The organism is Arthrobacter sp. PvP023, assembly GCF_017832975.1.
GTDB lineage: Bacteria > Actinomycetota > Actinomycetes > Actinomycetales > Micrococcaceae > Arthrobacter.
The window spans coordinates 3,527,998-3,543,038 of record NZ_JAFIBI010000001.1 but is presented as its reverse complement, the minus strand read 5'-3'; the positions used below and the strand labels follow the sequence as shown (position 1 = coordinate 3,543,038).

The 15,041-nt window shown below is 67.3% G+C and carries 13 protein-coding genes; 9 read left to right on the top strand and 4 right to left on the bottom strand.

Annotation, left to right across the window (positions count from 1 at the left end):
* Positions 1-121: 121 nt before the first annotated feature.
* From JOE31_RS16305 to JOE31_RS16295, 3 genes are all read left to right on the top strand, one after another.
* A complete protein-coding gene (locus tag JOE31_RS16305; RefSeq protein ID WP_011691158.1) occupies positions 122-385 on the top strand; it encodes a hypothetical protein in 264 nt (87 codons plus the stop codon).
* A 154-nt stretch (positions 386-539) separates the two neighbouring features.
* Entirely contained in the window at positions 540-2,846 is a 2,307-nt protein-coding gene (gene ligA / locus JOE31_RS16300; RefSeq protein ID WP_209748517.1) for an NAD-dependent DNA ligase LigA, read from the top strand.
* Positions 2,843-3,655 (top strand): inositol monophosphatase family protein, encoded by an 813-nt coding sequence (locus tag JOE31_RS16295; RefSeq protein WP_209746378.1) that lies wholly within the window; start codon positions 2,843-2,845, stop codon positions 3,653-3,655. The genes ligA and JOE31_RS16295 overlap by 4 nt, the downstream gene beginning before the upstream one ends.
* 59 nt (positions 3,656-3,714) lie before the next feature.
* On the opposite strand, the gene JOE31_RS16290 is transcribed toward JOE31_RS16295, so the two are convergent.
* Complete coding sequence (locus JOE31_RS16290; RefSeq protein ID WP_209746376.1) at positions 3,715-5,070, bottom strand: LLM class flavin-dependent oxidoreductase; 1,356 nt, start codon at positions 5,068-5,070, stop codon at positions 3,715-3,717.
* 283 nt (positions 5,071-5,353) lie between these two features.
* Between JOE31_RS16290 and JOE31_RS16285 the strand changes: the two genes are divergently transcribed.
* On the top strand, positions 5,354-5,857 hold the full coding sequence (locus tag JOE31_RS16285; protein ID WP_209746374.1) for a GNAT family N-acetyltransferase: 504 nt from the start codon (positions 5,354-5,356) through the stop codon (positions 5,855-5,857).
* Positions 5,858-5,904: 47 nt separating this feature from the next.
* Positions 5,905-6,288, top strand: a complete 384-nt coding sequence (locus JOE31_RS16280) for a RidA family protein (protein WP_209746372.1) — start codon at positions 5,905-5,907, stop codon at positions 6,286-6,288.
* Positions 6,289-6,404: 116 nt separating this feature from the next.
* Here the strand turns inward: JOE31_RS16280 and JOE31_RS16275 are convergent, their stop codons facing one another.
* Positions 6,405-7,067, bottom strand: a complete 663-nt coding sequence (locus tag JOE31_RS16275) for a response regulator (RefSeq protein WP_209746370.1) — start codon at positions 7,065-7,067, stop codon at positions 6,405-6,407.
* Entirely contained in the window at positions 7,060-8,835 is a 1,776-nt protein-coding gene (locus JOE31_RS16270; protein WP_209746368.1) for an ATP-binding protein, read from the bottom strand. The genes JOE31_RS16275 and JOE31_RS16270 overlap by 8 nt, the downstream gene beginning before the upstream one ends.
* A gap of 179 nt (positions 8,836-9,014) precedes the next feature.
* On the opposite strand from JOE31_RS16270, the gene JOE31_RS16265 reads away from it, so the two are divergent.
* From JOE31_RS16265 to gatB, 4 genes are all read left to right on the top strand, one after another.
* The gene (locus JOE31_RS16265) at positions 9,015-10,490 is read left to right on the top strand and encodes a CitMHS family transporter (protein ID WP_209746366.1); all 1,476 of its coding nucleotides are present in this window, start codon (positions 9,015-9,017) and stop codon (positions 10,488-10,490) included.
* A 147-nt stretch (positions 10,491-10,637) separates the two neighbouring features.
* The gene (gene gatC / locus JOE31_RS16260) at positions 10,638-10,934 is read left to right on the top strand and encodes an Asp-tRNA(Asn)/Glu-tRNA(Gln) amidotransferase subunit GatC (RefSeq protein ID WP_043479953.1); all 297 of its coding nucleotides are present in this window, start codon (positions 10,638-10,640) and stop codon (positions 10,932-10,934) included.
* Positions 10,935-10,937: 3 nt separating this feature from the next.
* Entirely contained in the window at positions 10,938-12,515 is a 1,578-nt protein-coding gene (gene gatA / locus JOE31_RS16255) for an Asp-tRNA(Asn)/Glu-tRNA(Gln) amidotransferase subunit GatA (RefSeq protein ID WP_209746364.1), read from the top strand.
* Positions 12,515-14,023: an Asp-tRNA(Asn)/Glu-tRNA(Gln) amidotransferase subunit GatB gene (gene gatB / locus JOE31_RS16250; RefSeq protein ID WP_011691169.1), complete on the top strand. Its 1,509-nt coding sequence runs from the start codon at positions 12,515-12,517 to the stop codon at positions 14,021-14,023. The genes gatA and gatB overlap by 1 nt, the downstream gene beginning before the upstream one ends.
* Positions 14,024-14,105: 82 nt before the next feature.
* Here the strand turns inward: gatB and JOE31_RS16245 are convergent, their stop codons facing one another.
* Positions 14,106-15,014 carry a LysR family transcriptional regulator gene (locus JOE31_RS16245; protein WP_209746362.1) on the bottom strand — a complete coding sequence of 303 codons (909 nt, stop codon included), beginning with the start codon at positions 15,012-15,014 and terminating at the stop codon, positions 14,106-14,108.
* Positions 15,015-15,041 lie beyond the last annotated feature (27 nt).

Genomic DNA, 15,041 nt, shown 5'->3' with positions numbered 1-15,041 from the left:
GCGGTGCCCATCGACAGTGCCGGGGCCGCGGGATAGTTTCTAGGTAATGGATCTTCCGGATGAGCCGGGGGCCGCTGGGGATGCCGATCGGATCGGGTCCGTTGACTGAAGGAGAAAACTAATGGCTATTTGGGGTGCAGACATTGCTCAGCTCAAGGCGCTCGGGACCAAGCTTCAGGCTGGTTCGTCCGAGATCGAGAAGGCCAAGTCGCAGCTGACGAAGGCTCTTGACAGCACCGACTGGAAGGGCCCGGACGCGGAGAAGTTCCGCAGCGAATGGTCCGGCCGCCACGTAACGGACCTGGCCCGGGTGGCCCGGGCACTGGAAGAGGCCGGCAAGCAGGCCAGCAAGAACGCTGCCCAGCAGGAAGAGGCTTCCCGCTAGGGAACGCCTGCCGCCGGCAACGCCGAAACGGATGCCCCGGACGCATAAAGCGCCCGGGGCATCCGTGCGCCTGGAGCCAGACATTGTCGGAGATCTAGGGCAGGATAGGTCTGTGAGCACAGGGAACACGGCAGCAGATACTGATACGCAAAGCATGACCGGGGCAGGCACCCGCGAGGCGGACACCGCCCGTGAACAGGTGCCCTCCGGTGCGGTGCGCGAGGAATATGAGAACCTGGTGGAAGAGGTACGCAAGCACCGCTTCGCGTACTACCAGGAGGACGCGCCCATCATTTCGGACGCTGAGTTCGACGAGCTCTTCCGGCGCCTCGAAACAATCGAGGCAATGCACCCGGAACTCGTGGCCAACGACTCGCCCACCCAGGAAGTGGGCGGCGAAGTGTCCGCCGCGTTTGCCGCCGTCGAACATCTCCAGCGGATGTACAGCCTGGAGGACGTCTTTTCCCTTGAGGAACTTGAAGCGTGGATCGCCAAGGCGGAAGCGTCCGTGGTCAAACTGGGCAACGGCAGCGACGGACCCGCATGGCTGACTGAACTCAAGATCGACGGCCTGGCGGTCAACCTGCTTTACCGTGACGGCAAACTGGTCCGCGCCGCCACCCGGGGGGACGGCTACACCGGCGAGGACATCACCCACAACGTCCTGACCATCAAGGAGATCCCGCAGCAGTTGACCGGCGGGAACTATCCGGCCGAGATGGAGGTGCGCGGCGAGGTCTTCATTCCGTCCAAGGCCTTCGCCGAATTCAACGAGGCCCTGATCGAGGCCGGCAAGGCGCCGCTGGCCAACCCGCGCAACGCGGCCGCCGGCTCGCTCCGGCAAAAGGATCCCGCGGAAACTGCCAAGCGCCCGCTTCGCATGTACGTGCACGGCATCGGTGCCCGCGAAGGGCTGCAGACAGTCAGCCAGTCGGACACCTACCGCCAGCTTGCCGAGTGGGGCCTGCCCACCAGCCCGTACTTCGAGGTCCTCGGCAGCCTCAAGGAAGTACTTGACTTCATCAAACGCTACGGCGACAAACGGCACAGCCTTACCCACGAGATCGACGGCATCGTCGTCAAAGTGGATGACTTCGCCACCCAGCGCGCCCTCGGGTACACCTCGCGGGTGCCCCGCTGGGCCGTCGCCTACAAGTACCCGCCGGAGGAAGTCCACACCAAGCTGCTGGACATCGCGGTCAACGTCGGACGCACCGGACGCGTCACCCCCTACGGCATCATGGAACCCGTGAAGGTTGCCGGGTCCACAGTAGGAATGGCCACGCTGCACAACCAGGACGTGGTCAAAGCCAAGGGCGTGAAGATCGGCGACATCGTGGTGCTGCGCAAGGCCGGGGACGTCATCCCGGAGATCGTGGGGCCGGTGCTCGCCCTCCGTGACCAGCAGGATCCGCCCGTGCGGGACTTCGTGATGCCCACTGAATGCCCCTCCTGCGGGACGCCGCTCGCCCCGGGTAAGGAGGGGGACGTGGACATCCGCTGCCCCAACTCCCGCTCCTGCCCGGCGCAGCTGCGCGAACGCGTCTTCCACGTGGCCAGCCGCGGCGCCTTCGACATCGAAGCCCTCGGCTGGGAGGCGGCGATCGCCCTGACCCAGCCGGCGGAACCAGCGACGCCCCCGCTGACCAGCGAGGCCGCCCTCTTCCGGCTCACCCGCGAAGACCTTGCCGATGTCCGGATCCGCCGCGAGAAGCGGTCCAAGGGCGTGGCTACGGGCGAATTCGAACTCGTGCCGTATTTCTATACAAAAGGCACGGCCAAGTCCCCGTCCAAACCGACGGCCACCACGGAAAAACTGTTCACCGAGCTGGAAAAGGCCAAGTCCCAGCCGCTGTGGCGGGTCCTGGTCGCGTTGTCCATCCGGCACGTCGGCCCCCGGGCGTCGCGGGCGCTTGCCACGGCCTTCGGCTCGATGGACGCAATCCGGCAGGCCTCGGAGGAGGAACTCGCCCACGTCGACGGTGTGGGTCCGGTGATCGCGGCTGCACTGAAGGAGTGGTTCGCCGAGGACTGGCACCGCGAAATCGTGGACGCCTGGGCCGAGGACGGCGTGCGGATGGAGGACGAGCAGGACGAATCCACCCCGCGGACCCTGGAAGGGCTGACGGTCGTGGTCACCGGAAGCCTTGAGGGCTTCAGCAGGGATGAAGCCAAGGAAGCCATCCTCATCCGCGGTGGCAAGGCGTCAGGATCCGTGTCCAAGAACACCAGCTACGTCGTGGCCGGCGAGAACGCCGGAACGAAGCTGGACAAGGCCGAACAGCTCGGCGTGCCGGTGCTGGACGAGGACGGCTTCCGCGCGCTGCTGGCCAACGGCCCCGCTGACTCCGGGGACGCGACCGGTTCGGCTGACTCCACCGGTTCGGCGGACTCCACCGGTCCGGCGGACTCTTCGGATCCCGCGGAAACCGCGGACCACCAGGAAGAGCAGCCGGAATGAGCATCACGCCGGCGGATCTGCTGGAAGTGGCCAAAGCGGCAGCCGCGGCCGGGGCCGCGGTGCTCGCCACACGCAACGGCGACGCCCTGGACGTCAGCAACAAGGGAGCCTCGGGGGACTGGGTCACGGCCTTCGACGTCGCGGCTGAGAACGCCGTGCGTGAAGTCATCGGCCGTGTCCGGCCGCAGGACACTGTCACCGGCGAGGAACACGGCACCCTGAGCAGGGACGACCCCAGCGGATACCGCTGGTCAATCGACCCGCTGGACGGCACCACCAATTTCATCCGGAACATCGTCTATTACGGCACGTCGGTGGCAGTGGCCGATCCCGACGGCGTCTGGCTGGCCGGCGTCGTTAACGCCCCTGCCCTGGGCCGCGTCTACTATGCGTCGCGCGGGGGAGGCGCCTGGCTGGAGGAGCGGGGGCAGCGCACCCAGCTCACCGGGCCCGTGCCGGGCCGTGCCGGGCAGATCCTGGCCACCGGCTTTAGCTACGATCCCGGCGTCCGCGCCGAGCAGGCCGAAGCCCTCGGCGGCTTCATGGACGGCTTCGCCGATGTGCGCCGGCTGGGTTCCGCCGCCCTGGACCTGTGCCTGGTGGCGGACGGAACCCATGACGCCTTCGGGGAACGCGGACTCAACGAGCACGATTTCTCTGCGGGCGCCCTCATCGCCGAGGAAGCCGGCTGCTGGGTGCGCCGGCCCCGCCTGACGAGCCCCCTCGACGGCGGACCGTCGGACGAGGAACGCCTCGCCGCCTGGACGTGTGCCGGCACGCTTGAGCTGTCCGGCAAGTTTCCGCTTTGAGGTAGAGGGCAGGCGTGCGCCCCGCTCAGGGGTGCACACCGCTCAGGCGTGCACACCGCTCAGGCGTGCACGGCGGCCAGCCCGGCCGCCCCGGAATACCGGTTGAGCGGGCGCTCCAGTCCGTAGTGCCCCCGCAGCGTGTCGGCTGTGTACTCCGTCCGGAACAGGCCCCGCTGGCGCAGGACCGGCACCACGTGCTCCACAAAGGCCTCAAGGCCTGAGGGGAGCACCGCGGGCATGATGTTGAAGCCGTCGGCCGCGCCGTTTTCAAACCAGAGCTGGATGGCGTCTGCGACCTGCTCCGGAGTGCCCGAGAAGGTGCGGTGCCCGCGCCCGCCACCCAGGCGGCCGATCAGCTGCCGCACCGTGAGCTGTTCGCGGCGGCCGAGCTCCACGATCAGGGTGTAGCGGCTCTTGGCACCCTGGATGGAATCCTCGTCCGGAAGATCCGCCGGCAGTTGCCGGTCCAGCGGGAGGTCGTCCGGGCTGACACCGAGGGTTTTGGCAAGTTCGATCCGCGCATATTCCGGACGGATCAGCTCGTCGAGTTCGCGCTCCAGCTCCTTGGCCTCGGCTTCTGTCCCGGCCAGCACAGGCACGATTCCGGGCAGGATCTTGATGCCTTCAGGGTCTCGTCCGGCGGCTGCGGTGCGGGCCTTGAGGTCGCTGTAGAAGCCCTGCGCGTCCTCGAGCGTCTGCTGCGCCGTGAACACGGCTTCGGCATAACGTGCGGCGAGCCCCTTGCCGTCTTCGGAGGAGCCCGCCTGGACAATCAGCGGGTGACCCTGCGGGGACCGCGGAACGTTGAGCGGGCCGCGAACCCGGAAATGCTTGCCGACGTGGTCGATTGGCCTGACCTTGTCCGGGTCGGCCCAGACGCCCGCCTCCTTGTCCGCCACCACGGCGTCGTCATCCCAGCTGTCCCAGAGTTTGCCGGCGACGTCCAGGAACTCTGCCGCCCGCTCATAGCGCGTTGCGTGCGCGGGCTGGTCGTCGACGCCAAAGTTCCGGGCGGCGTCGGGCCCGACGGTGGTGACGACGTTCCAGCCGGCACGGCCCCCGCTGACGAAGTCGACGGATGCAAAGCGCCTCGCGAGGTTGAACGGCTCGTTGTACGTGGTGGAAGCCGTGGCAATGAGGCCGATCTTCTCGGTGGCTGCGGCGATGGCGGTCAGCAGCACTGTCGGTTCGAGCTTTCCGGCCGGCCGGCGGCCCACGTTTCCGAAGATCACGGGCGAGTCGGCAAAGAAGATGGAATCGAACGTGCCCCGCTCGGCAATCCGGGCGAGGTTGCGGTAGTGCCTGATGTCCGTGCTGGCCCGGGGGTTGCTTTCGGGCAGCCGCCAGGACGCTTCGTGGTGGCCGGTACTCATGAGGAAGGCGTTGAGATGCAGGGTGCGCTGGTGGGATGCCATGGGTGTGTTCCTGTCTGTGGGGCGGCGTCGGTGGTGCCAATCAACCACAGCGGGAGGCGGGGCGGCCAGCACGGCCGACCACTGGGGCAATGCCCGGAAACACGGGGCAACACCCGGAAATACTGGGCAATGCCGTGCAACACGGGGCAACGTCCGGACACATGAAGGGCACCAGCGGGAGGCAAGCCGCGGAACAGGGGCCAGCTCCGGACTTAGTGATAGTTCAGACACGGAAACGGCGCTTTCGGGGGAACGGGGATGCGCCCGCGACTACCATGGACAAGTGCATCCGCAGATCCTCATTCGTCCCGCCGTTCCGGCAGATTTCGACGCCGTAGCCCGCATCACGCGGGACGCCTACCTCGCCGCCGGCTACTTCGCGAGTGCCGACCACCCCTACATGCTGCAGATCCAGGACGTGGCCAAACGGGCCGGCCAGGCCACCATCTGGGTCGCCGAACGGGCCGGACGCATCGTCGGGTCGGTAACGCTCGCCGTCGCCGGTGAACCTTTTGCGGACATCGCGCTGCCGGACGAACTCGAATTCCGCATGCTGGTGGTGGACCCGTCGGTCCAGCGCAGCGGCGCAGGCAAGGCCATGGTCCAGGCGATCATCAACCATGCGAAGTCGCTGGACGGCATTAAGGCCGTGGCGCTGACCACCGGCCGCACGTGGGAGAGCGCGCACGGGCTGTACCGGAAGACAGGCTTCCACCGCGTTCCTGAGCGCGACTGGTTCGTGACGGACACCGACATAAAGCTGCTGGTTTACCGGCTCGAGGTGTAGCCGCCCTAAAGTGGTGCCGACTCAAGGCACCATCGAAAGGCACACCCATGCGCAAGACATTCGGCTCCGGCTCCTCGTGGGAGCAGACCCTCGGCTATTCCCGTGCAGTCCAGGTGGACAACACCCTGTATATCTCCGCCACCGCGGCGAGCGGTGACAACGGAATCGTGGGCGAGGGCTTCTACACGCAGACCAGGTTCATCCTGGAAAAGCTGGGCGCCGTCCTGGCCGAGGCCGGTTTTGAGTACAGCGACGTGGTGCAGTCCAAGCTGTACCTGACCGACATCAGCAAGTGGGAAGACGCCGGCCGGGCCCACGGTGAAGTTTTTGGCGAGATTCGCCCCACCCTGTCGCTGGTCCACGTGCTGCCGTTCCTGGATCCCAAGATGCTGGTGGAGATCGAACTCGTGGCCCAGAAGAGCGCCAGCTAGCCCCCAAGGCGGAAGCGACATCCTCCGCGTGCTCGCTCGTCCCTCGCTTAGACGCACGCTTCCGGATGCCTGTTCCGCCTTGCGGCATTCGGCGGTTACCGTGCCGCGTCGGGGGACTATTTAGCTGGGAGGCCGTAGCGGTGTTCCGGGCGGCCCGTGGTGCCGTACCGGAGCTGGATGTCGACGGCACCGTCGTCCGCCAGCGAGGACAGGTACCGCTGGGCGGTGGCCCGGGATACCCCTACCCGTCCGGCGACTTCGGCCGCCGAATACTGCTCCCCGGGCACCAGCGATTCCAGCACGGCGGCTTCGGTGGCGGAGCGTGGCTTGGCCGAGGGAGTGACGTCGCCGGGAATCAGCGAACGCTTGGCCCGCTCTACCGTGTCCTGGTCCAGTGCACCCGGCTGGGCCAGGATCCGCCGGTACCGGGCATAGGAGCGGAGCTGCTGCGACAGGGACTCCGCCGTGAACGGCTTCAGCAGATATCCCAGGGCGCCGCGACGGAACGCCACCCGCAGCGACGCCGCGTCCGAGGCCGCACTCAGGATCATGGTGTCCACGTCCAGCTGGCCGAGCAGGTCAAGTCCGGACGCATCAGGCAGGTACACATCCAGCAGCACCAGGTCCGGACGCAGGCTGTGGATGGCCTGCAGTGCCAGCGATGCCGAACCCGCGGGCGGCAGCGCCATGAAACCCGCCACCGAATCAACATAGGCCGCGTGCAGCTTGGCGACGTGGAAATCGTCATCCACAATCAGGACCCTTAAATCCTCAGCCATCGGTGTCCTTCCCGACATCGTTGTCCTTGCCGATAAACCTGTCCTCCGTGAGGGGCTTCTCCCGTCCGGGCGAGTCGGCGGTGGTCCGCGGCAGCGTCGCCATAAAGACAGCACCCGGTCCGCCGGGGGAGCCGGGCTCCAGGACCCTGACGTCTCCGCCGCGGCGCCGCGCAAGCTGCCGGGCAAGGGCCAGCCCCAGCCCCTGCCCGCCGCCGGCACGCGCCGGCCGTGCCGACGTCGTAAACCCTTCGGCGAACACGGCCTCCGCGCCGGCTCCGTCCGCCCCGCCCGCCGCGGATTCGACGGCCAGGCCGTCACCGGAATCCCCGACGACGATATGCAGCGTGCCGCCGTCGGCTCCCGGTTCGTCCAGCAGCTCCACCTCCACCCAGCGGTCCGCGGCGGAACCGGCGACGGCGGCGTTCACGGCGTTGTCGATCAGGTTCCCGAGCACCGTGGTGACGTCCTGCGGCTCGGTGACCTGGCCGCGCACCAGCGTTTCGGGGCCGATGCGCAGCGTCACGCCGCGTTCGTCCGCTTCCACACCCTTGGCGCCCACGAACGCCTGCAGGTAGGGATCCTGGAGGAGCTCGGCCTGGTCCACCGGAAACTTCAGCGGTCCGGTGGCGGCCAGCCGCGCCAGGTACTCGCGCGCCTGCTGGTGCTGCCCGATGCTCATAAAGCCGGCAATGGTGTGCAGCTGGTTGGCGAATTCGTGGCGTTGTGCCCGCAGCGCCGTGGACATCGTCCCCACGGCATCCAGCTGGCGGGTCAGGTGCTGGAGCTCGGTGCGGTCGCGGAGCATGACCACCCAGCCCAGGTCTTCCTGCCGGTGCAGCGCTTTGCGGGCGCTGGCCACCAGCACGCGGCCGCCGGCGATGACTTCGACGGCGTCGGCTTCGGCGGCGTCCGGCAGGGTCAGGGCCTTCAGCTGCTCAGGGACCGGGGCCCGCTTCCACGGTGTGCCCGTGAGGTCGTGCCGGCCGAGGAGCCGCTGGGCGGCAGCATTGAAGACGCTGATCCTGCCGTCGGCCGAAACGCCGATCACGCCGTCGTCCACGCCCTGGAGAACCGCCACCTGGTCATGGACCAGCGTGCTGATCTCCTCCGGCTCCAGGCCGAGCGTCAGCCGCTGCAGGCGGCGGCGCAGCAGGAACGAGGCCAGGATTCCGGCGAGCAGCGACCCGGCCGCGGTCAGGAGAATAGGCGTGATGTCGCGGGCGAGGCTCTGCACGATGTTCTCGGTGGAATATCCCACGCTGACCTCGCCCACCACTGTGTCCGAATCCGGCGCGAAGACGGGCACCTTGGCGCCCGCCGAGGGCCCCAGCGTCCCGGTGTTCCGCGTGGTCACCTCCTTGCCCGAGAGAGCTTCGGAGGGATCAGTGCTGACCTTCTCACCCAGCCGGTCGGCGTCCGGATGGGCCAGCCGCAGGCCGGTTTCATCGGTGATCACCACGAACAGCGCCCCGGTGCGGGTGCGGGCGCCTTCGGCCACCGCCATCAGCGGGCCGGCCAGCAGCACCGACGCCGGGGGAGTGCCCGCTTCGCGGCTGATGGCCTGGACCTCCTGGCGGACCGCAGGATCCGATGCAACAGTGCGGGCCAGGGTGAGCGCCTGGTTCTCGGCCTCCCGGCCCAGGCGCTCATACGTCAGCCAGGCATGCACGGCGCCGCTGAGCAGCACCACGAGCAAAACCACTCCGAGCTGGAGCAGCAGGGTCTGGGTGGAGAACCGCAGCGGCTGCCTCGGTGACGGACGCTTCATTGCCCTCCTGACGGGGTGGTGATGACGGTTGTGGCCTGCTGAGCTAAATGAGCAAAATGCTCCCAATAAGCAGTATGCCAATCAATTGAGCCAAAGGCACTGCCGTGACGCGGGCCACTCTAACGTCTGTAGTGCGCATCACACCGGAGTGGTGCCACTGACTGACAAAGGAGCCGGCCGTGCTGGTATTACTTGGATTCGCCATGATCGCGGTATTCATGGTGCTGATCATGACGAAGAAGTTGACGCCAGTGCTGGCGCTGATCATCGTCCCTACCGTTTTCGGGCTTTTCGCCGGAGCGGGGCTGGGCATCGGGGACATGGTCATGGACTCCATGAAGTCCATGACGTCCACCGCAGCCCTGCTGATGTTCGCCATCATCTACTTCGGCCTGATGATCGATGTCGGGCTGTTCGACCCCCTGGTGCGGTTCATCCTCCGCAAGCTGGGCAACGACCCCGCCAAGGTGGTGCTGGGCACCGCCATCCTGGCCGCCGCAGTGTCCCTGGACGGTGACGGCTCCACCACCTTCATCCTCACCACGGCCGCCATGCTGCCCGTCTACCTGCGCCTGAAGATGAGCCCAGTGGTCCTGACCTGCGTCGCGGGCCTCGCCAACGGAACCATGAACATCCTGCCCTGGGGCGGCCCCACCGCCCGCGCCGCCACGGCGTTGAAGATCGACGTCAACGACGTCTTCGTCCCCATGATTCCGTCCCTGATCGCAGGCCTCGTAGTGGTCTTCGCCTTCGCCTGGCTGCTGGGCCTGCAGGAACGCAACCGCCTCCGCGCCACCGCACCGGAAATCTGGGGTGTGCCGGATACGGCAGAAGAGTTCGACGGCGGTACCGGCGGCGGCCGCCCGGCCGGCGGTTCCGGTACCGGACGCACGGGTTCCGGTCCTGCCGGAACCGCCCCTGCAGGCGTCTCCCCGGCGGGCTCCTCCGTTGCCGTGCTCGAGCGCCCCGAATCCCTCGTGGACGATCACGACTCCGCCATGGCGGACACCGCCCTGGACCCGAACCGCAAGACCCTGCGCCCCAAGCTGTTCTGGTTCAACCTTGGCCTGACGGTTGCCGTCATGGTCACGCTCGTCGCCAACGTCATTCCGCTCCCGTTCGTCTTCATGGTTGGCTCCGCCATCGCCCTGCTGGTCAACTTCCCCAAGGTCAAGGACCAGGGTGCCCAGCTGATCGCCCACGCTCCGTCCATCGTGGCCGTGGTCAGCATGGTCATGGCCGCGGCGGTCCTCACCGGCGTCCTGAAGGGCACCGGCATGGTCGAGGCCATGTCCGGCTGGCTCGTCCAGATCATCCCCACCAGCATGGGACCGTTCATGGCCGTCATCACCGGCGTGCTCAGCATCCCCATGACGTTCTTCATGAGCAACGATGCCTTCTACTTCGGCGTCCTCCCCGTACTGAGCGAGACCGCTGCCCACTACGGCGTCAGCGCCGCCGACATGGCGCGGGCCTCCATCACCGGCCAGCCGTTCCACCTGCAGAGCCCGCTGGTTCCGGCCATCCTGCTGCTCGTGTCGCTCGCCAAGGTGGACCTCGGCGACCACCACAAGAAGGTGCTGTGGCGTACCGCGGTTATCTCGCTCGTCATGCTCGGTGTCGGGATGCTGACGGGAGCCATCGGCATCGGCTAGGGTGAAGCTTCCTGCGGCTGTGGGCTGCTTGCAGCTGGCGCCGCAGGTCGGTGCTGCCCGTCTGACGCCCGCTGGGGGTCGTCAGGCGGGCACACTGTTGCAACGTAGACTATGGGGGAAACCAAAACTACATTGCAGGGGAGATCCATGGCTGCGATCAACCGCGACGACGTCGCGCATCTCGCGCGTCTCGCGCACATCGAGATGAGTGCTGAAGAGCTGGACCGGATGGCCGGCGAACTCGCCGTCATCGTCGAATCAGTGAAGTCCGTAAGTGAAGCCGCCGGTGATGATGTCCCGGCCACGTCCCACCCGATTCCGTTGACGAACGTGTTCCGCGAGGACGTTGTGGGCCACACCTTCACATCCGAGCAGTCCCTGAGCGGCGCCCCTGACGCATACGAAGGCCGCTTCAAGGTTCCGGCCATCCTGGATGAGGACTGATACATGACTGAGAACAACGTACTGATCCGCCTCTCCGCCGCCGCGCTCGCCGAAAAGCTCGCAGCCGGCGAAGTCACCTCCGTTGAGGTCACCCAGGCCTACCTGGACCGCATCGCAGCGGTTGACGGCGGTCCCCGGGGAGTGCACGCCTTCCTGCACGTCAACACCGAGGAGGCGCTCGCCGTCGCCGCGGAGGTGGACGCCATCCGCGCCGCAGGCGGCGCCGCGGCAGCAGAACTCCATGAACTCGCCGGTGTTCCCATCGCCGTCAAAGACCTCATCGTCACCGTCGGCCAGCCGACCACGGCCGGCTCCAAGATCCTCGAAGGCTGGCACAGCCCGTACGACGCCACGGTGGTCAAGCGTCTGCGCGACGCCAAAATGCCCATCCTGGGCAAAACCAACCTGGACGAATTTGCCATGGGCTCCTCCACGGAGCACTCGGCCTACGGCCCCACCCGCAACCCGTGGGACCTGGACCGGATCCCGGGCGGCTCGGGCGGCGGCTCGGCTGCCGCCGTCGCCGCGTTTGAAGCGCCCCTTGCCCTCGGCACCGATACCGGCGGATCCATCCGCCAGCCGGGCGCCGTCACCGGCACCGTGGGCGTCAAGCCCACCTACGGCAGCGTTTCCCGCTACGGCGCCATCGCGATGGCTTCCTCGCTGGACCAGATCGGCCCGGTCTCCCGCACCGTGCTGGACTCTGCCTTGCTGCACCAGGTCATCGGCGGCCACGATCCGCACGACTCCACGTCCCTGCCGGACCCGCTGGAAGACCTCGTTGCTGCCGCCCGGACGGGCAACGTGGACGGCATGAAGATCGGCATCATCAAGGAACTCCACGGCGAGGGTTACCAGGCCGGCGTCGAGAACCGTTTCAACGAATCGCTCGAACTGCTCAAGCAGGCCGGCGCGGAAATCGTTGAGGTCTCCTGCCCCAACTTCAAGTACGCACTGGGCGCCTATTACCTGATCATGCCCTCGGAGGCTTCCTCCAACCTGGCCAAGTTCGACGGCGTCCGGTACGGCCTGCGGGTCCTGCCCAAGGATGCGCCGCTCACCATCGAACGCGTCATGGGTGCCACCCGCGCCGCAGGCTTCGGCGACGAAGTGAAGCGCCGCATCATCCTGGGCACCTACGCGCTCAGCGCCGGCTACTACGACGCCTACTACGGCTCGGCCCAGAAGGTCCGCACCCTGATCCAGCGCGACTTCGAGGCCGCGTTCGCCCAGGCGGACGTGCTGATTTCCCCGACGGCGCCCACCACGGCGTTCAAGCTCGGCGAGAAGTTGAACGACCCCCTGGCCATGTACCTCAACGACGTCGCCACCATCCCGGCCAACATGGCCGGCGTCCCGGGGCTGTCCCTGCCGGGCGGCCTGGCGGATGAGGACGGGCTGCCCGTCGGCATCCAGCTCCTCGCCCCGGCGCGCCAGGATGCGCGCCTGTACCGCGTGGGTGCGGTGCTCGAATCACTGCTCGAGGCGCAGTGGGGCGGACCGCTGCTGGACAAGGCGCCGGAATTGGCCACTTCGGTGGTCGAGCCCGCCGAGACCCTCGAAACCCAGGAGGCAAAATAATGAGCACTGACGCAACCCTGAGCTTCGAAGAGGCCATGGAGAAGTACGATCCCGTCCTGGGCTTCGAGGTCCACGTGGAGCTCAACACCAAGACCAAGATGTTCTCCTCCGCCCCGAACGTTTTCGGCGACGAGCCCAACACCAACGTCAACGAGGTGGACCTGGGCATGCCGGGCGTGCTGCCCGTGGTGAACAAGACCGCGATTGAGTCCTCCATCAAGATCGGCCTGGCGCTCAACTGCAAGATCGCCGAAACCTGCCGCTTCGCCCGGAAGAACTACTTCTACCCGGACACCCCGAAGAACTTCCAGACCTCCCAGTACGACGAACCCATCGCGTACGACGGCTACCTGGACATCGAGCTTTCCGACGGCACCGTGTTCCGCGTCGAAATCGAGCGCGCCCACATGGAAGAGGACGCCGGCAAGCTGACGCACATGGGCGGGTCCGCGGGCCGCATCCAGGGTGCCGACTACTCGCTGGTGGACTACAACCGCTCCGGTGTTCCACTGGTGGAGATCGTCACCAAGCCGATCCAGGGCGCCGGCAGCCGCGCGCCTGAGCTGGCCAAGGCCTACGTGGCCGCCGTGCGTGAAATCGTGAAGAACCTCGGCGTTTCGGACGCGAAGATGGAACGCGGCAACGTGCGCTGCGACGCGAACGTGTCGCTGCGTCCCCACGGCCGCGAACGCTTCGGCATCCGTTCCGAGACGAAGAACGTGAACTCGCTGCGCGCCGTCGAACACGCCGTCCGCTACGAAATCCAGCGGCACGCCGCCGTGCTGGACTCGGGCGAGCCGGTCATCCAGGAAACGCGCCACTGGCACGAGGACACCCGCTCGACGACGTCGGGCCGGGCCAAGTCCGACGCCGACGACTACCGCTACTTCCCGGAGCCGGACCTCGTTCCGATCGTTGCCTCCCGCGAATGGGTGGAGGAGCTGCGCGCCACCCTGCCGGAGCCGCCGGCCGAGCGCCGCAAGCGCCTGCAGGCCGACTGGGGCTACTCGGACCTGGAATTCCGCGACGTGGTTAACGCCGGCGTCATGGATGAGATCGAAGAGACCATTGCCGCCGGCGCCACGGCCACCGTGGCCCGCAAGTGGTGGATGGGCGAGATCGTTGGCCGCGCCAAGAACGCCGACGTGGACCCCGGCCAGCTGGGCGTCAAGCCGGAAACCATCGTGGAACTGAACAAGATGGTGGAAGCCGGCAAGATCAACAACAAGATGGCCGCCGAGGTCCTCGACGGCGTCCTCGCCGGCGAAGGCACGCCCGCGGAGATCGTGGAGAAGCGCGGCCTGGCCGTGGTCTCCGACGACGGCCCCCTCCTGGAAGCCATCGATGCGGCCCTCGCCGCGCAGCCGGACGTCGCTGACAAGATCCGCGGCGGCAAGGTGCAGGCGATCGGTGCGATCGTGGGCGGCGTCATGAAGGCCACCCGCGGGCAGGCTGACGCGGGGCGCGTCCGCGAGCTGATCCTTGAGAGGCTCGGCGTCGAAGGCTGAGTCACGTGTTTTAACCCAACTGGGTCGCAGTTAACGTCGTTATGAGCGCTCATAACGACATCTACTGCGACCCAGTTGGGCTTTAAGGGGAGACTAGCCCGGCCATGATGTCTTCGAGGGCCTCGCAGACCATCATTACCGAGGTCCGTTTGAGGTTTTCCGGCCGGGCCAGGATGTCGATCCGGCGCCGGGTGCTGATGCCCTGCAGCGGCCGGAGCACGATCTCCGGGTTCAGCACCGGCCGCGCGGTGTGCCGCGGCAGCAGCCCGATGACGCTGCCCGTGGCCACGAGTCCCGCCACGGTGGAATAGTCGTTGATCCGGTGGACAATGTTCAGCTCCCGGCTGGACACCGCGGCGACGGCGGACAGCACGTCCGCGGGGGAGTAGCCGGTGTGGCTGGTCACCCACGGTTCGCCGACGACGTCGTGCGCCGTCAGGGTTTCCTTGCCCGCCAGCCGGTGCCCGGCGGACAACGCCACGTCCAGCGGCTCGTGTGCGAGCGGGATGACGGCCACCCGCTCCTCCGGCCACCGCGGGCTGTGGTCCATCCGGTGCGCCAGCACCAGGTCGTACCGGGCAGTCAGTGCGGGGAAGTCCTGCTGGGCAACATCCTCGTCGGACAGCAGCACCCTGGGTTTGTCCGGTGAGTCCAGCAGCCGGGCCAGGGGCGCAAAGAGTGCCTGGCCGGCGCTGTGAAAGCCGCTCACCGTCACCGGTGCCACCGTGGAGCCGTGGTACGCGCCGATCGCCATCCGCGCATCGGCCATCGCGCTGACGACGGCGGCACCGGCGTCGGCCAGTGCCTGGCCGGCCTCGGTGAGCACCAGGTTCCGGCCTTCCTTTCGCGTCAGCGGGACGTCCACGCTGCGCTGCAGCGCAGCCAGTTGCTGGGACACGGCTGAGGGGGTGACCACGAGCGTTTCGGCGACCGCTTTGACGCTGCCGAGGGCGCCCAGTTCCCGGAGCATTTCCAGCTGGTGGATTTCCATGCCTTGAGTCTATTGCTTAGACATTTC

Bases quoted from the DNA above. Each gene is read 5' to 3' on its own strand.
- JOE31_RS16305 (WP_011691158.1), top strand. From the start codon at position 122: ATGGCTATTTGGGGTGCAGACATTGCTCAGCTCAAGGCGCTCGGGACC.
- ligA (WP_209748517.1), top strand. From the start codon at position 540: ATGACCGGGGCAGGCACCCGCGAGGCGGACACCGCCCGTGAACAGGTG.
- JOE31_RS16295 (WP_209746378.1), top strand. From the start codon at position 2,843: ATGAGCATCACGCCGGCGGATCTGCTGGAAGTGGCCAAAGCGGCAGCC.
- JOE31_RS16290 (WP_209746376.1), bottom strand. From the start codon at position 5,070: ATGGCATCCCACCAGCGCACCCTGCATCTCAACGCCTTCCTCATGAGT.
- JOE31_RS16280 (WP_209746372.1), top strand. From the start codon at position 5,905: ATGCGCAAGACATTCGGCTCCGGCTCCTCGTGGGAGCAGACCCTCGGC.
- JOE31_RS16275 (WP_209746370.1), bottom strand. From the start codon at position 7,067: ATGGCTGAGGATTTAAGGGTCCTGATTGTGGATGACGATTTCCACGTC.
- JOE31_RS16270 (WP_209746368.1), bottom strand. From the start codon at position 8,835: ATGAAGCGTCCGTCACCGAGGCAGCCGCTGCGGTTCTCCACCCAGACC.
- gatC (WP_043479953.1), top strand. From the start codon at position 10,638: ATGGCTGCGATCAACCGCGACGACGTCGCGCATCTCGCGCGTCTCGCG.
- gatA (WP_209746364.1), top strand. From the start codon at position 10,938: ATGACTGAGAACAACGTACTGATCCGCCTCTCCGCCGCCGCGCTCGCC.
- gatB (WP_011691169.1), top strand. From the start codon at position 12,515: ATGAGCACTGACGCAACCCTGAGCTTCGAAGAGGCCATGGAGAAGTAC.
- JOE31_RS16245 (WP_209746362.1), bottom strand. From the start codon at position 15,014: ATGGAAATCCACCAGCTGGAAATGCTCCGGGAACTGGGCGCCCTCGGC.